Here is a 21,102-nt window from a genome sequence, read left to right as displayed (position 1 = left end):
CAGGATGTCCCGATGAGCGAAGCACTCGCCCCTTGGCAGCAGCGCGTCTATGACCAGACCGTGGCTGCGCTGGACGTGGGCCGGCTCGGCCACGGCCTGTTGCTGTGCGGCCCGGCCGGCATGGGCAAGCGCGCGGTGGCGATGCGGCTGGCTGCGCATGTGCTCAACCATGGCGAGGACGCGGCGGCACGCCAGCGCAACGCCCAGTTGATCGCCGCCGGCACCCACCCGGACCTGCAGTTCACCAGCTTCATTCCCAACAAGACCGGCGACAAGCTGCGCACCGAGATCGTCATCGAGCAGGTGCGCGAGATCTCGCAGAAGCTGGCGTTGACCCCGCATTACGGTGTGGCCCAGGTGGTCATCGTCGATCCGGCCGACGCTATCAACCGCGCTGCCTGCAATGCCTTGCTGAAGACGCTGGAAGAGCCGTCGCCGGGCCGCTACCTGTGGCTGCTCAGCGCCGACCCGGCGCGCCTGCCGCAGACCATCCGCAGCCGCTGCCAGCGCCTGGAGTTCCGCATGCCGCCGCGTGAGGAAGCCATGGCCTGGCTGCAGTCGCGTGGCTATACCGAAGGCGTGGCGCGTGAAGCACTGGACGCTACCCGCGGCCACCCGGCATTGGCCGACCAGTGGCTGCAGGGCGAGGGCATGGCCCTGCGTCGGCAGGTTGCCAGCGAGCTGGAGCAACTGCTGGCCGGCAAGCTGGGCAGCGTCGAGCTGGCCCAGCGCTGGACCGGCGACGACAACGCCGACCTGCGCCTGCGCCATGCCGCCGACCTGGCACTGAAGAAAGCGGCCGACGGCTTGACCGATCCGGCCCGATTGAACAAGCTGGCCGCCTGGTTTGATGCCGCCAATCGCACCCGCGACCTGCTGCGCACCACCATCCGCGCCGACCTGGCCGTGGTGGAGTTGCTGCTGGCATGGGGCGCGGCCAACCAAGTGCAATCCAAGGGGACTATTCGATGAGTGCGATGAACGCCCGCCAGGGCATCCTTTCGCTGGCGGTCAAGGACAAGGCAGCGCTGTACGGCGCCTACATGCCGTTCGTGAAGAACGGTGGCGTCTTCGTGCCCACGCCCAAGCGCTACTTCCTCGGCGACGAGGTGTTCCTGCTGCTGACCCTGCCGGACTCCAGCGAGCGCCTGCCGGTGGCCGGCAAGGTGGTCTGGGTCACCCCGCTGGGCGCGCAGGGCAACCGCCAGGCCGGCATCGGCGTGCAGCTGGCTGACGGCGTCGACGGCGAGGCCATCCGCAACAAGATCGAGACCCTGCTGGCCGGCACATCCAGCTCGGACAAGCCCACGCAGACGATGTGAAGTGATGTGAAGAAAAATGTTGACGTGCTCGCTCAGCCCCCTATAATGAGCGGCTCGCAACACGGGCGGTTAGCTCAGCGGTAGAGCATTGCCTTCACACGGCAAGGGTCACAGGTTCGATCCCTGTACCGCCCACCATAAAAATCAAAGTGTTGCAGAAGAACCGGCGAGAGCCGGTTTTTTCGTGGGTGTAAGGCTGCAAGTGCACGCGGTATGGCAAGCGGGTGGAGCATTCCCCGCCGCGAGATGCAGTCGGGTGAGTCACTTGGCCATGTGCTGGTACACGTCGACCAAACGCATTGCGCAGCTGCACCACTGGGGCCAATGAGTACTCTTGGGCTTCGAAGTAACAGCTGCTACCGGGAGACGGTGGGCGTTTCCAAGTTCTAGACCAAAAGCCGCAAAAAGGCGGTAGTGAAAGATACTAATTCAGCGCTTTTTCTCGAGCAGCAATCCGTTCCACCAAGGTGTCGATCGCTGCTTCCATGGCGTGCGCCGTTTGGTCGCCGCTTTGGTTGGTGATCACGAAAATGCCCAGGTCGTACTTCGGCAGAATGTAGATGTAGCACTGCGAGCGAGGAACGCCGCCATGATGGGCGTAGTAAGTGCCTTTCGAGCGGTCGCCCGCGATGATGTTCCAGAAATAGCCAATGCTGAACTCGGAGTCGAATTCGACAAGCGTGCGATGCGATTCCTGGACCACGGAATCATCGGCCAACTGGAACTCGAGGTATTTCACCATTTCCGGGACGGTCGCCTTCACATTTCCGGATGCGCCCCAAGGTAACTGCGGCATCGGTGTGGTCGGTACCGGGTTGTTGCTGTGATAGCCGATCGCAAGCTGAGGCGCCTCGGCGTCGCTCAGCTTGATTTTCAAGTCCGCCATCGCCGCGGAATCGCGAAAAAATCCCCGTAGCAGAGACTCGTAGTCGCTCTTGTAGACGGTTTCCAGTATGTGCGCCACCAGCTCGGTTCCGGTACTGGAGTAGGCGTAGTCTTTTCCGGGCGCCTGATGAATCTTGACAGCGTGCAGGTCCTTGAAGAAATCAGCCTTGCCGTAGCCCGCGTAGATGCCATTGAGCTCGCCAGGCGTATGTTTATCGGTGAAGTCGGCGAGCACCGTGTTTGCGCGTTCAGGCAGCATGTTCGGTAGGCCACTCGTGTGCGACAGCAGGTGTCGGATGCGAATGGGGTCACCCTTGTACTGCAGGTTCGGATAGTCCCCTTGCAGGTACATCCGGACATCGTCGTCCAGACTCAGTCTGCGCTCCAACACGGCGTTGGCCATCAGGGTTCCCGCCAGGGTCTTGCTCAGTGAGCCGATTTCGTAGCGGGTCGCATCGGTCGGAACCCCCGGCCTGCCAGTTTCCATGTTGCCGCGGTGGCGAATGAATTCCTGACCCCGATACACGACTGCGATCGAGGTGGAGTGCAGCAAAGGCTGTTCGATCAGCGTTGCAGCGACCTCATCAATGTCCGCTCCCAGATCCTTCGTCGGCGCATTGTTCTTGCAGCCCGCGGACAAGAGCGCGGTGGACAATACGAAAAATTTGAACCATCGCCTGTTTCGAACAATCCTCGAAATCGCTTGCATGCGTCAGTGCTTGAAGGGCCGTGGAAGTAACTGCATAGACTAGCCGATCGCAGCGGCTTAACACGGTTCCCGTAGAGGCCGCCCCGGCGCCCTTCCAGTTGGTCTCCCGCCGCGGTGTATGGCGAGGAGGGGCCGTTTGCGGGGTCTTCGGTGCCGGATCTGGTTTGCGCTGCACAGCACCCACCAAGCGCGAACGGGGAAATGCGGAGCGCAGGGGGCAGAGTCGATTCCTTGCTGGCAAACGCGTTTGCATTGGGGTCTTATGACGGCTGACTTAATTCAGGGATAGGAACTAGTGAAGGCTCCCGGCCAAATGATGGCCACTTCAATCAAGAAGATCCTGCTGCCAGAGATCCGCCGGCTTGGGTTTGGTGGTAGCGGGATAGCAAACTTCGTTCGTTCCAATGACGCTCACCGTGACTTCCTGTCGATCCAATACTGGACGTATGGCGGCAGCTTCATCCTGGAGTTCAGCCGCGTTCCGGCGACTTGGGTTGACGCCAACTCGGGGGAGGTGCCGAAGCGGGTCTTCGAAACGGATCCGCTGCTTAGGAAACGCTTGATCGATACGGAGCAGCACATGGATTTTCGTGGTTTTTCGTTCAAGGCCTTCGGCAGCGAGCAGAGCCGATACGACCAGTTGGCGGCTTCGGTTGTGGCGTTGTTGCCGCAGGTTGCGGCCTGGCTGGAGAGCGGGATCGTAGGGCCGAACATTCATTGAAGTTCGTTGGCGCCTGGGTGTTGCATGGGCTGTCCGTACTTCCCGAATTGTGGGCTGTTGAACGGAATCGGCTTTCCGGAAAATCTATGCTGGGCCGCCTGAATGATCAGGCCAACAAGGAAAGTGGCATGAAGAAATGGATCAAGCGAGTTGTCGCCTGTGGCTTTCTTTCTATGGCTGTCTTTGGTGGTACGGCCTCGGCGTCCCGGTGTGGGACGCCGTGTTTGAATTCATACAATGCCTGTATTGCGCGTGGTACTGCGCCTGATAGGTGTGAGGCGATTTTTGAATCTTGCCTTGAAACGCTTTGCCCTAATGGTTGAATCTTCTCGGTGAATTCGCCTCCGAGACCGGGCATAGGGCTCGTTGCACCCTCTGTGCTCATTTACAGAAAAGCCGGCCCTGGGCCGGCTTTTTGCTTCCGATGCCAATCAGTGTCCGAGTCAGAGCATTGGTGTAGCCCGGGTAAGCGGAGCGCACCCGGGAGGTTGGAGTCTGGTGATCTTCAAGGCTGTGCGCGGAAGGCCCCGGGTGCGCTCTGCGCTTTCCCGGGCTACGGTGACTATCGGCGGATTGTGGGGCTGGTCTATTTGAGTCACTGGCATCGCGGCTCTGGCGGCTTTTCGATGCTTCCCTATCTGCACGGTCCGCACGGTCCGCGCTGCGCGGCCTTGGCCGCCGGCACCTGTGAACCCTTCCTGCAGCCATGCAGTGGGCGACAACCAAATCGTGGCGGCCGCCCGCTGCTGGCTCAGAGATTGACCGAGCCAGTGTCGCTGAGTGCTTCGTGATTGCCGGTGGTGGCAACCGTGGCGAAAAACACCAGTTTGGTCAGCAGGTTTCCGGGGCCGTCCCAGTAATCGGCATGCTGGGCGTCGATACGAATCAGGCAGACGCGTGGGTCATCCTTGCCCCCCTTGAAGAAGGCATTCATCGGCGCGGACCACAGGCGCGCGATCTGTGCGCGATCCTGGCTGATGCTGCCGCGGCCCGTCACCGAGATGAAGTGATTGTCGCCCTCATGCATGAAGCAGACGTTTACCTCGGGATTGGCTTGGATGTCGCGCACCGCGGCGTTGTCTATTTCCGTCGCAAACCAGAAGCCGCCATCGAAGTCGTCGCCCAAGGGCGTCATTGGCCGGGAATGCATGCTTGCGTCCGCGGAGCGGGTGGTGAGCATTGCGGTACCGAACTTCTTGATGAGCTTGACCAGTGTTTCGTGCTGTTCGGTCTGATTCTCGTCATTCATGCGCTGTCCTCCGTAGTGTGGCACCAGCCTGAAGACAGTGATGTATCAACGGCGAGAAGGTATGTGCATGCGACGACAACGTCTGCCGGTATCAGCATCACGATCTTGTGTTCAAAGGGTGCTGCCATAAGCGCTGATGCCTGGTCATGGAGCTGAAGCCGGCAGGTGGTGGTTGTCTTCGTCTGCGTATAGCGCTTGGCTCACGGATGGCCAACAAATGGTGTGACAGCCTGAAGTCCCCAATCCGTGGAGAGTCACATGACGACCGGTGCCGAGATCATGGAGCTTGAGGTTGCGTTCTGGCAGGCCATGCTGGACCAGCAACCTGCCAAGGCTGCCGCGCTGCTGACCGACAAGGCGACGATGGTTGCCATGTATGGCGTGCATCACTTCAGTCCGGCCGATTACATGAAGATGGCCGAGGAGGGGCCTGCACGTGTCACAGGTTTTTCGTTCTCCGATGAGCAGGTGTTTTTCCCCGTCGACAATGTGGCCATTGCTACCTACAAGGTCAGCCAGAGCTTCGAGGTTGATGGCAAGCCGCAGGAGATGACCTGTTTTGACAGCACCACCTGGGTCAGGCGGGACGGCAAGTGGCTGGCGGCAGCCCATACCGAGACGCCTGCGCAGCAGGCCTAGCCTGCCTGTTTGCCGGGGCGGGAGGACTTGATCAGACGCCCGGATTGCCGTTGGGTGGGTTGCCTGTGGGAGCGGCGTCAGCCGCGAAGCTGGTGCATTGTCAGCTGGCACGTCGGCCCAGGGTTTCAGCAACATCGGCTTCGCGGCTGCCGCCGCTCCCACAAACCGGGAGGTTGGGGCTGGTGGTCGTGCGAGCTCATGTGCCAGCGGCCCCGGGTGCGCTGCGCTTACCCGGGCTACGGGGCTACGGGGTTATCTGCTTGTTCGTCTGGCCGGCCGTCTAAATGAACGGCTTTGCGCTTCAGTTGGCTTTTTGATTGTTTCACTCCGCTTTCCACGTCCGGCAGGCTATCTTTGCCGCGGGTCGCTGGCGGCCCATTCAGTTCGCGGTGGTTCCGGCTGGGCGCGATGCGCTTGGGGGGCCGTTGGGTCTTTCAGGAGAGTGAAGTGGCAAATGTAGGGAAGCGGCGTCTGCTCAGTGTTGTGCGTGGCGTCGGTCGGGTCCTGTTGGCGTTGCTGTGTCTGTGCATCGGTATCTGGGGCGGGTTTGCGCTGTGGTACCAGTTCCCCGGCAACGTGGTGGCCAAGGTCGTGGCCATCCTGGTCTGGTGCGTGCCCAGTATCTGGGCGATCCGCGCGGGCTTCGGGCCGGTGCGGCGCTGGCATTCGCTGGCGGTGTTTGGGGCGCTGTTCGCGGTGATGCTGATCTGGTGGGCGACGATCGACCCGCGGCAGGACCGGGCCTGGGCCGATGACGTGGCGCAGCCGCTGCATGCACGCATCGAGGGCGACCGCCTGATCATCGACAACGTGCGCAACTTCCATTGGCGCAGCAAGACCGACTACGACGTGCGCTGGGAGGCGCGCGAATACGATCTGTCGCAGGTGCAATCGGTGGACATGATCCTGTCCTACTGGATGGGGCCGGCCATCGCCCACACCCTGGTGTCCTTCGGCTTTGCCGACGGCCGCCAGCTGGTGTTCTCGCTGGAAATCCGCAAGGAGCAGGGCGAGTCGTTCTCGGCGCTGGGGGGCTTCTTCCGCAAGTTCGAGTCGGTGCTGGTGGCCTCGGATGAGCGCGACATCGTGTTGACGCGCAGCAATGTGCGTGGCGAGGATGTCTATCTGTACCGCCTGCATGGGCTGAGCCCGGACAAGATGCGCGATCTGCTGCGTTTCTACGTGGACCGCGCGCAGCAGCTGGAACAGGCGCCGCGTTTCTACAACACGCTGACCAGCAACTGCACCACGGTGGTGTTCGAGCTGATGCGTCGCATCCAGCCCAAGCTGCCGCTGGATTACCGCTTGCTGGCCTCCGGCTATCTGGCCGAGTATGCCGAGGATGTCGGCGGGCTGACCCCGGGGGTGCCGCTGGCCCAGTTGCGGCAAGCCGGGCGCATCACCCAGCGTGCCCGTGACGCAGGCGATGTAGCTGATTTTTCTTCCCGGATACGCACAGGTGTACCCGGCATTCCCGCCCCAGGAACTGACCCATGACCCACACCCCGCAGACATGGATACGCCGGCTGGTGCCGGTAGTCGCGGTACTGGCGCTGCTGCTGTCCAGCGGTTGCGCGATGGTGAAGATGAAGTCGGTGAGCAATACCGACTATGTAATGCAGAAACGTGGCGACATCCTCAGCACCGGCAAGCTCAGTGCCTTGTCGCAGGAGTCGCTGTCGGTCATTGGCTTGACTGACAGTGATTGCAGCAAGGACCTGCCCGCTTGCCGGCAGACGGTCACCACCAACGACGGCCTGCAGTCCGAGCAGCGCCTGTCCACGCTGGCCGAGCTGTGGATGCAGGAAGCCTTGGCGCTCACCCCCAAGGCCAAGGGCAATGAGCCCATCGAGTTGCCGCCAGCGGCCTTGAATGCCTGGCTGGAAACCGCACGCTATTCCTATCTGTACCTGTTCTTCAGCGGTCGCAGCCCGGCGCAACGCGCTCTGGAAGATCGGCTGACCCAGGTGCGGGATTACTACAACTACGCCACCGAGCAGGCCGCTTCGGTGGTGTTCCAGCGCACCCGCGCGCGCGCGCTGGAAGGCGAGGACATCAACCTGCCGGTGCAGGTGGATGACTGGACCATCAGTTCGCAGTTCGACGGGCTCAAGCTTGAAGGTGTGCCCAAGCAACTGGTAGCGGCGTCCTCGGTGAGCTTTGCTGGCCTGCGCAGCTCGTATCGCCGCGATGGCTTTGGTGCCGAGCTGGTGGCGATGATGGAAGCACCAACGCTGGCGCAGGCGCTGGAAGTGGAGGAGCGCAACCAGCAGCTGCCTGTCTACAGCGAGATGCCGGCGATCAATGCCACCGCTGTGCTGAACTTCAGCGGCGACACCTTGGAGGAAGTACTGGCTACCCGCCATGTGCAGCTTCAGGCTTATTCGCCCGACCTCACCAGCATCCAGATGCATGGCCAGGAAGTGCCGTTGGCGGCCAATTTCACCGCCGCTTATGGTCTGTGGCTTGCCCAGTCCGGGTTTGCCACCGAATCACTGCGCACCTTGTTTGGCCGTGGCGAAGGCATCCGCGAGCCGCATATCTACCTGATGCAGCCCTACGATCCAAACAAGCGCATCATCTTCATGTTGCACGGCCTGGCCAGCAGCCCGGAGGCCTGGGTGAACCTGGCCAACGAGATCATGGGCGACGAGGAAATGCGCGAGCATTACCAGGTGTGGTCGGTGTACTACCCGACCAATGCGCCGATCGCCTTGAACCGCTACACCATCAGCAAGGCCTTCAACAGCACGCTGCATCACTTCGATCCCAAGGGCACGGCGCCGGCATCGCATGACATGGTGTTCATTGGCCACAGCATGGGCGGCGTGATCGCGCGCCTGATGCTCAGCGACTCCGGCGAGGTGCTATGGGACAACACCCGCAGGCGCTACAACCTGCAAGGCGAGCGTTTGGCGCGGGTGGAAGCCAAGCTCGGGCCGGTGCTGCACTTCACCCCGCAGCCGAACGTGGAGCGGGCGATCTTCCTGGCCTCACCGCACAAGGGCACGGATGCGGCCGGTAACCGGCTGGGTCGCTTGATTGGCAGACTGGTGCGCTTGCCGCTGACGATTCTGGGTGCCTTTGGTGACGCCTTCATGGCGCTGCAGGACCCGGGCGAAACCGATGGCAAGAAGCCCAAGGAACCGGTGATTACCAACAGCATCGAGAACCTGAAGGCCAGCGATCCCTTCATCGAGGCGTCCTCGGCACTGCCGATCCAGCCGGGCCTGAAGTACCACTCCATCATCGCCAAGCGCAAAGCCGAGGTGCCGACCGCCGAGTCCGATGATGGGCTGGTGCCGTACTGGAGCGCGCATCTGGATGGCGCGCTGTCGGAGAAGGTGATCGTGTCCGGCCACAGCGTGCAGGAAACGCCGGAAGCGGTGCTGGAAGTGCGCCGCATCCTGCGCAAGGACCTGCTGGAAGTGGAAGGCGTGGATGCCGCGCACTGAAACATTGCCGGGCTGCAGGGTGCAGCCCGCGCGTGTTCGCGCTTGCCTTGTCCAATACTGCTTGGCCTGCGCCGAGCGGCTGAGGTGGCTCAGCCGATGTCGCTCAGCAGGCGTTGCTCAAGCAATCCGGCGCCCGACCACGGTTGCCAATCCGGCCAACAGCAGCGTCACCACGAAGCACAGCAGGTAGCCGCTGGTTTCATTGCCGCCAACGGTTGCGGCGAACAGCGAGCCGGAGATCGCCAGCGTGGAGGCGACCGCGATGCCTTCGCTCAGCTGCAGGGCCGAGCTGTTGGCACCTTGCTCGTGCGGTGCCGACAGCGACAAGGTCAGCACCGACAGGCTGGGGTAGATCAGGCCCATGCCCAGCCCGGTCAATGCCCAGCCCGCAAGCGCCAGCATCAAGGGCACGCCCGGGTACAGGGTAAGCACGCTCACCAGCAGACCGGCCAGCATCAACCAGGTGCCGGCCTGCAGCATGTGCGTGCGTCGCCAGCCGAAGTGCTGGTGGCCTTGCAGCCACGAGCCGGAGAACCAGCCCAGCGCGCCCAGGCTGAGCGCTGCGCCGGCCCACAGCGGCGACAGGTCGCGCTCGCGTTGCAGCAGCAGTGGCAGGAAGGCTTCGGCGCCAAAGAAGGCCGAGGCGGCAATGCCGCGCAAGGCAATCACGCTGGGCAGGCCGCGGCGCAGCAGCAAGCTGCCGCTGGGCAGCAGATGGCGGGCACAGAAGATCAGTGCGGCCACCGCCGCTGCCATCACCGCCAACGCCTGCATGCCTTGCAGCTGTCCGCCGACATACAGCAACAGCGCGGCCAGCGCCGTGCCTATCGCCCAGCGCACCACCGGCCGCTGCTCGAGATCACGGCGGATGCTGGTGTGGGTGCTGCGCAGTGCCGGCAACAGCAGCCAGGCCGCCGGCAAGGCCAGCACTGGCACGATGAGGAAGACCCAGCGCCAGCTCAGGTGTTGCACGATCAGCCCGCTCAGGCCAGGGCCGATCAGCGAAGGCACCACCCAGCCAGCAGAGAAGGCGGCGAAGACCTTGGGCCGCAGCGCTTCCGGATAAGTGCGCGCGACCAGCACATACAGCGACACCGAAATCGCGCCGATGCCGACGCCCTGCAGCAGGCGGCCGACGATCAATACGTCCATGCGCGGCGCCAGGCCGGCCAGCAGCAGACCAACCAGGAAGCTGCCCAGGCCCAGCCACAGCGGTCGCGCCGGGCCTTGCTGGTCGCACATGCGGCCAGCCAGGGTCATGCCGATCACACTGGTGGCCAGTGCGCCGCCGAAGGCCAGCGCATACAGGCGCAAGCCATCCAATGCTTCAGCCACGCTGGGCATCGCGGCCGCCACGGCCAGCGCCTCGAAGGCGATCAGCGAGATCAGCGCGACCATGCCGAAGGTGGTGGCGCGGTATTGTGGGGCGAGGATGGAGCTGCTGGCCGGTGCTGCTGGCGCGATGCTTGGAGAACTCATGATGCGACGCTGCTGCTTGAGTTGCGGCTGGGGGGCGTGCAGCATCACACCTCAACCATGGTTCAGGTCAAGTGATGTCCACGCGGGAACTGAGTGTAGGGGAAGTCGCAAGGCGCAGCGGGGTCGCGGTGTCGGCCTTGCACTTCTATGAGCGCAAGGGGCTGATCCAGAGCCAGCGCACCGCTGGCAACCAGCGGCGCTTCCAGAGTGATGTGCTGCGACGTTTGGCACTGATCCAGGCCGCACAGCGCGTGGGCATGCCGCTGCAGGCAGTGGCCGAGCGTCTGGCGGAATTGCCGGAAGGACGCGCGCCGAGCAAGGCCGATTGGGCGCGGATGTCGGCGCGCTGGCGCAAGGAACTGGACGAGCGCATCGCAACACTGCAGTTCATGCGTGACCAGCTCAGCGATTGCATCGGCTGTGGCTGCCTGTCGCTGAAGCGCTGTGGCCTGCTGAATCCGCAGGATGTGCTGGGCCAGCAGGGCGAGGGTCCGCAACGCGTGGGCTAGCGTTGCGCGACCGGATCGGCAAGCTTCCGGGTATCGGACGACACGCCAGCAGCGGTTGCTGCCCGGGCCACAGTGCGTGGCCCGGATGGATCAGATTTCCGCTTCGATCAGCGGCATCGCCAGGCGCGAGCGGGTCAGTGCCATGCCGAGGTTGGCGGTGCGCCGGCAGACGAACACCATCACGTAGTCGGGGTAGCGCTTGCCGCGCATGAAGATGTGGATCAGGTTCTCGCTGTTGACGATGATTTCCTGGAAGTAGTGCGCGCCTTCCTGCTCTTCCAGGCCGCGTGCGCGGCGGAACATCTGCTCGATGCTGCGGATGTTCGGGCCCTGGTACAGGTCGGCAGTGGCGGCGGCGACCAGGTCCAGCACTTCGCGCGGGTGCGAATCCACGGTGCGTACCGACAGCAACATACCGGAGCTGATATCGACGTAGCCGGCGGCCACGCATTCGGGAATGGAGGCAACGGATTGCTGCAGGGTGGTGTCGAGGGACATGGGGGGATCCTTGCGGAAGGGGGAGAAAAGGAAAAGCGCTGCCCGCAGGCCGCAATGCGACCCGGCATCACTCAGGGTTTGATCAGTCGCAGGCGCGGATCAGCAGGTTTTCTTCCAGCGCATGCAGCAGGTCTTCCTGCTCCTGCGACTGCACGAAGCCCGGGTCCAGCGTGCGCAGGCGGCGCAGCGCTTCATCGGCGGTCAATCCTTCGCGGATCAACCAGGCGGCCAACACCATGCCGGTGCGGCCGAGACCGGCCAGGCAGTGCACGGCGACGACCTCGCCTTCGCGCAGCATCACCTCGATCTTGGCCAGCAGCAGCTTGGCCCACAACAGCGGCGGTGCACCGCGGTCAACGATGCCCAGGTGATAGCTGCGCAGCCCGTAGGGAGCCAGTCGCTCGGCCGGCATCTCGCGTTCGGTCAGGTTGACCAGCACGGTGACGCCCATGCCACGCAGCAAGGCCAGATCGTGATCGATGGCGAATACCACGCCAGGCATCGGGCAGCCGGCGAGCTTGCCCGGCACCAGCCAGTGGAAGCCATTGGGGCCGCGGCGTGAGGGTGTGGCAGACAGGCTGACCGGTTCGGGTGTCGACATTGGCACAGACGCAGGACGAGGAGCTTCGAGCGCTGGCGTGGAAGGGCGGGGTGGGGACTTTTCAGCGATGAAAACGGGAGCAGGAACGACAACACCTTCCGCCAGTTCCTCGATGCGTGCATCCGGCGCCGGGACATGGCAGCTGCCGGTGCGCAGGAACTGCGCCAGCACCGGGTGTTGGCCACTGTTGGCAAAGAACGCATCCACCGGCGCATCGACCTGTACCTTGCCGCCGGCCAACAGGATCACCCGTGAAGCCAGGCGTCGGGCCTGGCCTTGGTGATGCAGGCTTACCAGGCAGCAGTGCGCAGCGGACAGGCGTTCGATCAGGGTGAGTACCGCTTCGGCCTCGGCCGGCTCCAGCTCGCTGGTGGGTTCGTCGATCAACAGCAGGGCGCTGCCGCTGAAGGCGGCGCGCAGGAGCGCGACCTGCCGGGCCAGCCCGCGCGGGAGGTCGATCACGCGCTGCTGCAGATGGGCAGCCACGGCGCTGGCACCAAGGGCCTGCAAGCGTGCGTCGATCTCTTCGCGAAGCGCCTGCGGTTTGTTGCCCCATTGCGGGCGCAGTGCGGCACTGAGGTTCTCCAGCACGCTGAAGCCCAGTTCGCGGGCGTGTTGCTGCACCAATACGGGGGGCTGCGTCGCGGCCTCCAGCGGTGCCCCCTGGAACAGCAGGCGTCCCCAGCGTTCGCCATGTGCATTGCTCTGGCCGGACAGCGCTTGCAGCAACGACGACTTGCCGGTGCCGCCCGGGCCCATCAGCACGATGATGCCGGTGCCGCCGATGTCAAGGTCAATGGCGGTCAGCACGGTGCGCTGGCCACGGCTCATGCCCCAGCCTTGCAGCTGCAGCAACGGAGAGGGGGAGTTGTCGGCTGGCAAGGACGTCACTTTGGCCGTCGCTGGCCGCATTTCTGGGGCGCGCGCGGAATTGGAAAGGGCGTCAGTATGGTTTGCGACAGAGCCATGTCAATTTGACTTTAAGACGTGCGCGGGCACGACACAGGCGCACTGCAGGCCGCGAAGTGAACATCACGGCAGTGTCATATCGAATTGATTGGGAAAGGAAATGCGGACTTTTCCCAAGGCGTTTTCTGCCCGGAAATACAGGGCTGAAACTGCAGGCAGGACGATGCTTATTGTTTCAGCGGGATTCAGAAATTTCGTTCGAAGCGAACGTTTCCGGCACCAGCGTCAGCGCTGACCTGCAGGTCCACGCGCAGTTGATCGCGCGGATGCGCGTCGAGTACACCGATCAGATCGGTATAGGGGCCGGTGCGCACCGCACGCAGGTCAATCTGTTGGCGCTTGCCGGAGAGATCGGTGGCGATGGCCTGCACCCTGCCGTCGGCTGGCAGTTCTTCGCCTTGCGATAGTTGACGCAGGGCAACCACCAGCAGTGCGCGGTCGGCTTCGCGCTGCACCTGGTAGCTGCGGGCGACGGCGTCGTTCATGGCCAGCGTCGGCAGCAGGTTGTAGTGCACGCGCAGCTTGCCGAGGTCTGCATGGCTGGGCTGCGATTGCTGGATGACGGCTGCGCGCGGGGCTTGTTGCGCGGAGCAGGCGGCGAGGGTCAGTAGCAGGGTGGAGGACAGCGTTAGGGCGAGCCGGTGCATGGTGGAGCTCCTGGGCTGCGGTGTTTGTTGATGGGTGGGAGGCTTCAAGATTGCTTGGAAGCTACAAGGCTTCGCCTTGCTCCCCTCTCCAACCCCTCTCCCGCAAGGGGAGAGGGGCTATTAGAGGCAGATATCTACGAGGGCTCGATCATGCATGCGCGAAAGAAACCTAGATCAATCGTTCGCAGCAGACAGTTCCTTGCCACGCTTCGCTGCGGCATCGATGGCCTTCGCCGTCAGCGCTTCAAAGCCGCCGGCCTGGAAGGTTTCGATGGCTGCCTGGGTGGTGCCGCCCGGCGAGGTGACACGGCGGCGCAGTTCGGCCGGGGCTTCGCCGGCTTCGGTCAGCATGCGCGCGGCGCCGAGCACGGTTTCCAGCACCAGCGTGCGTGCCGCTTCGGCGGGTAGGCCTTGTTCGAGGGCCGCGGCTTCCATCGCCTCGGCCAGCAGGAAGACATAGGCCGGGCCGCTGCCGGAGACCGCGGTCACCGCGTCCATCCGTGCTTCGTCGTCGATCCAGACGGTGCGGCCGGCGCTGGCCAGAAGCTGTTCGGTCTGCGCGCGCTGCGCGGCGGACACCTGCGGGTTGGCGAACAGGCCGGTGACGCCTGCGCCGAGCAGGGCCGGTGTGTTGGGCATGGCGCGGACGATGGCCTGGTTGCCGCCCAGCCAGCGTTCCAGCTGCGCGGCAGTGATGCCAGCGGCGATCGAGGCAACCACCGGTTGCCGGGCAGCAGCGATGGGGCGTAGGGCCTCGCAGACCGTGCGCATCACCTGCGGCTTGACCGCCATCAACCACAATCCGGCATGGCCTGCGGCGGCCTCGGCGGCGTCGTAGGTGTGGACGCCGAAGTCCTGCGCCAGTGCCTCGCGCAGGGCGGCGACCGGCTCGGCCACATGGATGCGGGTAGCCGCCATGCCGCGTCGCAGCAAGCCGGCGATCAGGCTGCGGGCCATGTTGCCGCCGCCGATGAAGGCGATGTCGGTGTCGGGGAGCTGGGTGTCGGGAAGGTCGGCGTGCGGGCTGGTCATCAATCCAATCTCGGTGCGATCAAGGGGAAGGGCGTTGGCCGAACAAGGCGGTGCCGACCCGGACCATGGTCGAGCCGGCGGCGATGGCCTCGGCAAAATCACTGCTCATGCCCATCGAAAGTGTATCTACCTGCGGGTGCCGCGCGGACAGGCCGGCAAACAAGGCCTGCATCCGTGCGAACGCGGCCTGGCGCTTGGCGGTCTCCGGGAAGGGCGCCGGGATCGCCATCAACCCGCGAAGGCACAGCCGGGGTTCGCTGGCGATGGCCTCAGCCAACGCGGTTACCTGCTCCGGGGCGCAGCCGTGCTTGCTGTCTTCATCGTCGATGTTGACCTGGATCAGCACGTTGAGGGGGGGCAGAGCGGACGGGCGGCCCTTGGCCAAGGCGGTGACCAGCTTGGCCCGGTCCACGGTCTGCACCCAGTCGAAGATCTGGGCGGCCAGTTCGGCCTTGTTGGACTGCAGGTGGCCGATCAGGTGCCATTCCAGGCCCAGTTCGGCCAGCTCGCCTATCTTGGCGGCAGCCTCCTGCACATAGTTTTCACCAAAGGCGCGCTGTCCTTGGGCGGCCAGTGCGGCCACCGCAGCGGCCGGCTGCAGCTTGGAAACGGCCAGCAGGCGGACGGCCCGGGAGGGGCTGGAAGCAGCGTCGATCTGCTGCAGAAGGGTGGCCAAAGACACGGTTTGCAAAACATCAACCTCTTACGTGGGAAGGCTATACTGCCCGCCAGGGGAAACACCTTACAGATACTCGCAACGCAGGGGACAGAGCGCGTATGGATATCGCTGAACTATTGGCGTTCTCGGTCAAGAACAAGGCCTCGGACTTACACCTTTCCGCCGGCCTGCCGCCGATGATCCGCGTGGACGGTGACGTCCGCCGCATCAACATCCCGGCGCTGGACCACAAACAAGTGCACGCGCTGGTGTACGACATCATGTCGGACAAGCAGCGGCGCGATTACGAAGAGTTCCTCGAGGTCGACTTCTCGTTCGAGATTCCCTCGCTGGCACGCTTCCGTGTCAATGCCTTCAACCAGAACCGCGGTGCCGGTGCGGTGTTCCGTACCATTCCCTCGGAAGTGCTGACGCTGGAAGACCTGGCCTGCCCGCCGATCTTCCGTGAGTTGATCGAGCAGCCGCAGGGTCTGATCCTGGTTACCGGTCCGACCGGTTCGGGCAAGTCGACCACGCTGGCGGCGATGATCGACCACATCAACAAGAACGAATACGGCCACATCCTCACCGTCGAGGACCCGATCGAATTCGTGCACACCTCGCAGAAGTGCCTGATCAACCAGCGCGAAGTGCACCGCGACACGCACGGTTTCAACGAAGCCCTGCGCTCGGCCTTGCGTGAAGACCCGGACATCATCCTGGTCGGCGAATTGCGTGACCTTGAGACCATCCGCCTGGCGTTGACCGCGGCGGAAACCGGCCACCTGGTGTTCGGCACCCTGCATACCAGCTCGGCCGCCAAGACCATCGACCGTATCATCGACGTGTTCCCGGCCGGCGAAAAGCCGATGGTGCGCTCGATGCTGTCCGAGTCGCTGCGTGCGGTGATTTCGCAGGCACTGCTCAAGCGCGTGGGCGGTGGCCGTATTGCCTCGCACGAGATCATGGTGGCAACCCCGGCAATCCGTAACCTTATCCGTGAAGACAAGGTGGCGCAGATGTACTCTGCCATCCAGACCGGCCAGCAGGTGGGCATGCAGACCCTGGACCAGAACCTGCAGGATCTTGTCAAGCGCAGCCTGATCACCCGCAACCAGGCCAAGGAATACGCCAAGGACAAGCGTCTGTTCGAGTAATTCCAGGTTTCGGGATTAGAGATTCGGAATTCGGGATTCGCAAAAGCCGGAATCGACGGGGCGCCGTGGAGTCATCCCATGCCCTGTTCCGGCTCTCCATCGGGAGCCAGACATGAGCACTATTGATTTCACCTCGTTCCTCAAGCTGATGGCGCACCAGAAGGCGTCCGACCTGTTCATCACCGCCGGCATGCCGCCGTCGATGAAGGTCAACGGCAAGCTGTCGCCGATCACCCAGACACCACTGACGGCGCAGCAAAGCCGCGACATGGTGCTCAACGTGATGACGCCGGCCCAGCGCGAGGAATTCGAAAAAACCCACGAATGCAACTTCGCCATTGGTGTATCCGGCGTCGGTCGTTTCCGTGTCAGCTGCTTCTACCAGCGCAACCAGGTGGGCATGGTGCTGCGTCGCATCGAGACGCGCATTCCCACCGTGGAAGAGCTGAGCCTGCCGCCGGTGATCAAGACGCTGGCAATGACCAAGCGCGGCATCATCCTGTTCGTCGGCGCCACTGGTACCGGCAAGTCGACCTCGCTGGCAGCGATGATCGGCTATCGCAACCAGAACTCGACCGGTCACATCATCACCATCGAGGACCCGATCGAATTCGTGCACAAGCACGAGGGCTGCATCGTCACCCAGCGTGAAGTGGGCATCGATACCGACAGCTGGGAGGCGGCGCTGAAGAACACCCTGCGCCAGGCCCCGGACGTGATCATGATCGGCGAAATCCGTACCCGCGAGGGCATGGATCACGCGGTGGCATTCGCCGAAACCGGTCACCTGGTGCTGGCCACCCTGCACGCCAACAACGCCAACCAGGCGATGGACCGCATCATCAACTTCTTCCCGGAAGACCGGCGCAACCAGCTGCTGATGGACTTGTCGTTGAACCTGAAGGGCGTGGTCGCGCAGCAGCTGGTGCCGACCCCGGACGGCAAGGGCCGCCGCGTGGCGATGGAAATCCTGCTGGGCACGCCGCTGGTGCAGGACTACATCCGTGACGGTGAAGTGCACAAGCTCAAGGAAGTGATGAAGGATTCGGTGCAGCTGGGCATGAAGACCTTCGACCAGAGCCTGTTCGAGCTGTACCAGGCCGGTGAGATCAGTTACGACGACGCTTTGCGGTATGCCGATTCGCAGAACGAGGTGCGCCTGCGCATCAAGCTGTCGCAGGGCGGTGATGCCAAGACCTTGTCGCAGGGTCTGGATGGCGTGGAGATTGCCGAGGTTCGCTGAGTCTGGCGGATTGGGTGGTTTGAAGAGCCGCTCCTTCGTGGGCGGCTTTTTTATGGGTGGGGCAGGGGCGAGGGTAGGGGCAGGATCAAGGTCAGGATCAAGATCAAGATCAAGGTCAGGATCAAGGTCAGGATCAAGATCAAGATCAAGATCAAGGTCAGGATCAAGATCAAGATCAAGATCAAGGTCAGGATCAAGATCAACAGCACCCCTCCCGAACCCTCCCCTTCGCTGTGCGAAAGGGAGGGGCCAAGGCCGAGCCAAAGGAAAAGCCAAAGCGAAAGCCAAAGCCAAAGCCAGAGCCAAAGCCGAGGCCTTGGCGGAGGCCTTGGCGGAGGCCGCTCTTCCCCCTCCCTTTCGCGTAGCGAAGGGGAGGGCCGGGGAGGGGTGCTCTGGCTTTGGCTTTGGCTTTGGCTTTGGCTCTGGCCTTGGCCCTCAGCCCAAGCTCCCGCATACCTCGAAGCTTTACCGGTCCATCCAAGCCGGCCCAATCGCTGCAATCTTCACCATTACCGGGCAATCCTCCCGGTGCGCGCCCGGCAGATAGCCCAGGCTCATCAGGAATTCACCGGTGATCTCGCCGCCAGTAAACCGGAAGGTCTTCTTGAACAGCTTCACCCAGTCGGCCTTGCTCAAGGGGTGATGCGCGTCCAGCCATTGCGCAAAGCCGCCATGCGAGGCGCGCAGCCCCTGGATCACCTGCGCGTTGTGGATCGCCGCAGCCACCTTGAGCCGGTTGCGGATGATGCTGGCATCGGCCAGCAGGCGGGCGATATCCGCCTCGCCATAGGCAGCCACCGCGTCCACATCAAAGCCACTGTAGGCGCTGCGGAAGCCTTCGCGCTTGCGCAGGATGGTTTCCCAACTCAATCCGGCCTGGTTGATTTCCAGCAGCAGGCGCTCGAAAAGCTCGCGTTCATCCCGCTGCGGGAAACCATACTCGTGCTCGTGGTACGGCCCATGTACGGGGTGGCCCGGGGCGAAATCACAGTAGTAGGTCATCGGCATCTCCGCATCAGGGAAGCTTGGATTATCGCCGCTGCGCAGCGGTGGGCGGCCGCAGCCGTTAGAATGCAGACATGTCTGCGCTGTCACCCCCTCTGTCCAACCACCTGCTGGTGGCATTGCCATCACTTGTCGACCCATTGTTCGCCCGCAGTGTGGCCTTGATCTGCCAGCACGATGGCAACGGTGCCATGGGCGTGCTGGTCAACCAGGCCTCCGATTTCACCTTGGGCGACGTGTTCGCGCAGATGGAGATCGATACCGACGATGGCGACCTGCGCGCCGTGCCGGTGCTCAACGGTGGTCCTGTGCACACCGAGCGTGGTTTCGTCATCCATGACGATGCCAGGGCATGGGATTCCAGCCTGAAAGTGGCTGATGGTCTGTATCTCACGACCTCCCGCGACATCCTCGAGGCCATGGCCCGTGGCGACGGTCCGCGCAATGCGCTGGTCACGCTCGGTTGCGCCGGTTGGGGCGAAGGGCAACTGGAGCAGGAGCTGGCGGACAACAGCTGGCTGACCGTGCCGGCCGATGCCACCGTATTGTTTGAAACCCCCTTGGACGAGCGCTGGCAGCTTGCCGGCTCGCGCATCGGTGTCGATCTGTTCCTGGTCACCGGATACAGCGGTCGTGCCTGAGGCCAGCATGCTTTCCACCAGCAGCACGGTGCTGGGCTTCGATGTCGGCTCGCGCCGCATCGGCGTGGCCATCGGCAGTTCGCTGGGTGTCGGCGCGCGTGCCATTGCGGTAGTCGATGTGCACGGCAATGGTCCGGACTGGAACGCGCTGGACCGCCTGCACAAGGAATGGCGGCCACAAGGCATGATCGTCGGCGATCCGCTCACGCTGGAAGGCGAAGACCAGCCCAACCGCAAGCGCGCGCACGCCTTCGCCAGGCAGTTGCAGCAGCGCTACAAGGTGCCGGTACTGCTGGTGGATGAGCGCTCCAGCTCGGTCGAGGCCGCGCAGCGCTTTGCGGTGGAGCGTGCCGAAGGCCGCAAGCGCCGCCGCGATGCCGCCAACCTCGACGCGGTTGCTGCCGCCGTCATCATCGAGCGCTGGTTGTCGGCGCCGCACGAAGCCACCCCTATTTCCTGACTGTCGAAGACCCTGCCATGACCGCTTCGCAACTTGATGCCCAAGGACGCCTGCGCCACCTGCTGACCCTGGATGGGTTGCCGCGTGAGACCCTGCTGCAGCTGCTCGACCGCGCCGGCCAGATCCGCGATGCCGCGGTCGGTCGTATCAACAACAAGCGCGCGGTGCTCGCCGGCACCAGCGTCTGCACGCTGTTCTTCGAACCCTCCACCCGCACCCGCAGCTCGTTCCAGCTGGCGGCGCAGCGGCTGGGGGCGGATGTATTGAATTTCGATGCGTCCACCTCTTCCACGCGCAAGGGCGAAACCGCCTGCGACACGCTGAAGAACCTGGAAGCGATGGGCGTGCGCGGTTTCATCGTGCGCCACCCGGACGATGGCGCGGTGGCTGAACTGGCAGGCGCTGCCGGTGAAGATACGGCCCTGATCAATGCCGGTGATGGCCGCAGCGCGCACCCGACCCAAGGGCTGCTCGACATGCTGACCCTGCGCCAGGCCAAGGGCAGTGATTTCTCCAAGCTCAAAGTGGTGATCGTTGGCGACGTGAAGCATTCGCGCGTGGCCCGTACCGATCTGCAGGCGATGCGCACGCTGGGCGTGGGCGAGATCCGGGTCTGTGGCCCGCAGTCGCTGTTGCCGGAGGATGGAATCCTGGATGGCTGCGTGGTCGGGCAGGATTTCGATGCGATGCTGGAAGGTGTCGACGCGCTGATGATGCTGCGCCTGCAGCGCGAGCGCATGGAAGAAGGTCTGGTGCCGTCGCTGGAGCAGTACCACGCGCAGTATGGTCTCAACAACGAGCGCCTGAAGCGCGCGGCCAAGGACGCAGCGGTGCTGCACCCGGGCCCGATCAACCGCGGCGTGGAAGTCACTGACGAAGTAGCTGATGGCCCGCAGTCGTGGGTGTTGCGCCAGGTGGCCAACGGCGTGGCCGTGCGCATGGCGGTGCTGGAAACCCTGCTGGGTTGAGATTGGTGAGGTTGCCGCTGCCTGCCTCCCTCCCTTGCGCCGAAGGCGTAGGGGAGGGCTGGGGAGGGGTAGCTCTATGGCTTTCAAGCAGTGTCAGCTTCGCGGCTTACGGCGCTCCCACAAGCCGATGGGGATTGCGTGATGCCCCACTGTAGAGCCGCGGCCCATTGGGGGGGGGGGTTGACCGGGTTGCCCCCGGGCCGCCCAGGGGGGGCGCCCCGGTGGTGGGTGGGGGGGGTGGGGGGGCCGCACTGT

The 21,102-nt window shown here is 63.7% G+C and carries 21 protein-coding genes and 1 tRNA gene; 13 read left to right on the top strand and 9 right to left on the bottom strand.

The features are described from left to right. Positions 1–12: 12 nt before the first annotated feature. The 3 genes from AC1VXC_RS17430 (at position 13) to AC1VXC_RS17420 (ending at position 1,460) form a co-directional block, all read left to right on the top strand. Positions 13–972 (top strand): DNA polymerase III subunit delta', encoded by a 960-nt coding sequence (locus AC1VXC_RS17430; RefSeq protein WP_303749122.1) that lies wholly within the window; start codon positions 13–15, stop codon positions 970–972. Further along, positions 969–1,322 (top strand): PilZ domain-containing protein, encoded by a 354-nt coding sequence (locus tag AC1VXC_RS17425; protein ID WP_313170296.1) that lies wholly within the window; start codon positions 969–971, stop codon positions 1,320–1,322. The genes AC1VXC_RS17430 and AC1VXC_RS17425 overlap by 4 nt, the downstream gene beginning before the upstream one ends. A 63-nt stretch (positions 1,323–1,385) precedes the next feature. After that, positions 1,386–1,460 (top strand) — tRNA-Val (locus AC1VXC_RS17420). Between the two features lie 286 nt (positions 1,461–1,746). Here AC1VXC_RS17420 and AC1VXC_RS17415 read toward each other — a convergent pair. After that, on the bottom strand, positions 1,747–2,916 hold the full coding sequence (locus tag AC1VXC_RS17415) for a serine hydrolase domain-containing protein (RefSeq protein WP_481539738.1): 1,170 nt from the start codon (positions 2,914–2,916) through the stop codon (positions 1,747–1,749). Between the two features lie 316 nt (positions 2,917–3,232). On the opposite strand from AC1VXC_RS17415, the gene AC1VXC_RS17410 reads away from it, so the two are divergent. Beyond that, entirely contained in the window at positions 3,233–3,637 is a 405-nt protein-coding gene (locus AC1VXC_RS17410; RefSeq protein ID WP_481539739.1) for a hypothetical protein, read from the top strand. A 751-nt stretch (positions 3,638–4,388) separates the two neighbouring features. Here the strand turns inward: AC1VXC_RS17410 and AC1VXC_RS17405 are convergent. Then, complete coding sequence (locus tag AC1VXC_RS17405; RefSeq protein ID WP_481539740.1) at positions 4,389–4,886, bottom strand: pyridoxamine 5'-phosphate oxidase family protein; 498 nt, start codon at positions 4,884–4,886, stop codon at positions 4,389–4,391. Between the two features lie 258 nt (positions 4,887–5,144). Here AC1VXC_RS17405 and AC1VXC_RS17400 point away from each other — a divergent pair, with 258 nt between their 5' ends. The 3 genes from AC1VXC_RS17400 to AC1VXC_RS17390 all read left to right on the top strand — a co-directional run bounded on the left by AC1VXC_RS17400 (position 5,145) and on the right by AC1VXC_RS17390 (position 8,980). Continuing rightward, positions 5,145–5,525, top strand: a complete 381-nt coding sequence (locus AC1VXC_RS17400) for a nuclear transport factor 2 family protein (RefSeq protein WP_313170306.1) — start codon at positions 5,145–5,147, stop codon at positions 5,523–5,525. Positions 5,526–6,032: 507 nt separating this feature from the next. Beyond that, positions 6,033–7,022, top strand: a complete 990-nt coding sequence (locus AC1VXC_RS17395; protein WP_481539652.1) for an Lnb N-terminal periplasmic domain-containing protein — start codon at positions 6,033–6,035, stop codon at positions 7,020–7,022. Then, complete coding sequence (locus tag AC1VXC_RS17390; RefSeq protein ID WP_481539646.1) at positions 7,019–8,980, top strand: esterase/lipase family protein; 1,962 nt, start codon at positions 7,019–7,021, stop codon at positions 8,978–8,980. The genes AC1VXC_RS17395 and AC1VXC_RS17390 overlap by 4 nt, the downstream gene beginning before the upstream one ends. A 117-nt stretch (positions 8,981–9,097) precedes the next feature. On the opposite strand, the gene AC1VXC_RS17385 is transcribed toward AC1VXC_RS17390, so the two are convergent. Then, positions 9,098–10,459, bottom strand: coding sequence for an MFS transporter (locus tag AC1VXC_RS17385; RefSeq protein WP_481539647.1), 1,362 nt, complete (start codon positions 10,457–10,459; stop codon positions 9,098–9,100). A 74-nt stretch (positions 10,460–10,533) separates the two neighbouring features. Here AC1VXC_RS17385 and soxR point away from each other — a divergent pair, with 74 nt between their 5' ends. Continuing rightward, the gene (gene soxR, locus AC1VXC_RS17380; RefSeq protein WP_313493190.1) at positions 10,534–10,968 is read left to right on the top strand and encodes a redox-sensitive transcriptional activator SoxR; all 435 of its coding nucleotides are present in this window, start codon (positions 10,534–10,536) and stop codon (positions 10,966–10,968) included. Between the two features lie 90 nt (positions 10,969–11,058). On the opposite strand, the gene AC1VXC_RS17375 is transcribed toward soxR, so the two are convergent. From AC1VXC_RS17375 to AC1VXC_RS17355, 5 genes are all read right to left on the bottom strand, one after another. Continuing rightward, positions 11,059–11,466 (bottom strand): hypothetical protein, encoded by a 408-nt coding sequence (locus AC1VXC_RS17375; protein ID WP_313170312.1) that lies wholly within the window; start codon positions 11,464–11,466, stop codon positions 11,059–11,061. Positions 11,467–11,548: 82 nt separating this feature from the next. Beyond that, entirely contained in the window at positions 11,549–12,958 is a 1,410-nt protein-coding gene (locus AC1VXC_RS17370) for a phosphatase domain-containing putative toxin (protein ID WP_481539648.1), read from the bottom strand. A gap of 263 nt (positions 12,959–13,221) precedes the next feature. Then, a complete protein-coding gene (locus AC1VXC_RS17365; protein ID WP_481539649.1) occupies positions 13,222–13,683 on the bottom strand; it encodes a DUF4426 domain-containing protein in 462 nt (153 codons plus the stop codon). A gap of 174 nt (positions 13,684–13,857) precedes the next feature. Beyond that, positions 13,858–14,715, bottom strand: a complete 858-nt coding sequence (gene proC, locus AC1VXC_RS17360; protein WP_313170318.1) for a pyrroline-5-carboxylate reductase — start codon at positions 14,713–14,715, stop codon at positions 13,858–13,860. A 19-nt stretch (positions 14,716–14,734) separates the two neighbouring features. Beyond that, entirely contained in the window at positions 14,735–15,406 is a 672-nt protein-coding gene (locus tag AC1VXC_RS17355; protein WP_313170319.1) for a YggS family pyridoxal phosphate-dependent enzyme, read from the bottom strand. An 86-nt stretch (positions 15,407–15,492) separates the two neighbouring features. On the opposite strand from AC1VXC_RS17355, the gene AC1VXC_RS17350 reads away from it, so the two are divergent. Both AC1VXC_RS17350 and AC1VXC_RS17345 read left to right on the top strand, forming a co-directional pair. After that, the gene (locus AC1VXC_RS17350) at positions 15,493–16,530 is read left to right on the top strand and encodes a type IV pilus twitching motility protein PilT (protein WP_313170321.1); all 1,038 of its coding nucleotides are present in this window, start codon (positions 15,493–15,495) and stop codon (positions 16,528–16,530) included. A gap of 112 nt (positions 16,531–16,642) precedes the next feature. Beyond that, a complete protein-coding gene (locus tag AC1VXC_RS17345) occupies positions 16,643–17,773 on the top strand; it encodes a PilT/PilU family type 4a pilus ATPase (protein ID WP_313170323.1) in 1,131 nt (376 codons plus the stop codon). 465 nt (positions 17,774–18,238) lie between these two features. Here the strand turns inward: AC1VXC_RS17345 and AC1VXC_RS17340 are convergent, their stop codons facing one another. After that, positions 18,239–18,775, bottom strand: a complete 537-nt coding sequence (locus AC1VXC_RS17340) for a DNA-3-methyladenine glycosylase I (RefSeq protein WP_481539650.1) — start codon at positions 18,773–18,775, stop codon at positions 18,239–18,241. A 77-nt stretch (positions 18,776–18,852) separates the two neighbouring features. Between AC1VXC_RS17340 and AC1VXC_RS17335 the strand changes: the two genes are divergently transcribed. The 3 genes from AC1VXC_RS17335 to AC1VXC_RS17325 are packed head-to-tail and all read left to right on the top strand — an operon-like array spanning position 18,853 to position 20,847. Continuing rightward, entirely contained in the window at positions 18,853–19,419 is a 567-nt protein-coding gene (locus AC1VXC_RS17335; RefSeq protein WP_313170329.1) for a YqgE/AlgH family protein, read from the top strand. Further along, entirely contained in the window at positions 19,412–19,879 is a 468-nt protein-coding gene (gene ruvX / locus AC1VXC_RS17330; protein ID WP_481528369.1) for a Holliday junction resolvase RuvX, read from the top strand. The genes AC1VXC_RS17335 and ruvX overlap by 8 nt, the downstream gene beginning before the upstream one ends. Before the next feature lie 17 nt (positions 19,880–19,896). Next, positions 19,897–20,847, top strand: coding sequence for an aspartate carbamoyltransferase catalytic subunit (locus tag AC1VXC_RS17325; protein ID WP_481539651.1), 951 nt, complete (start codon positions 19,897–19,899; stop codon positions 20,845–20,847). Positions 20,848–21,102: the final 255 nt, after the last annotated feature.

This window comes from Stenotrophomonas sp. STEN033 (assembly GCF_056856655.1).
The sequence above is the reverse complement of the archived record's forward strand: the minus strand, read 5'-3'. Positions and strand labels throughout refer to the sequence as shown.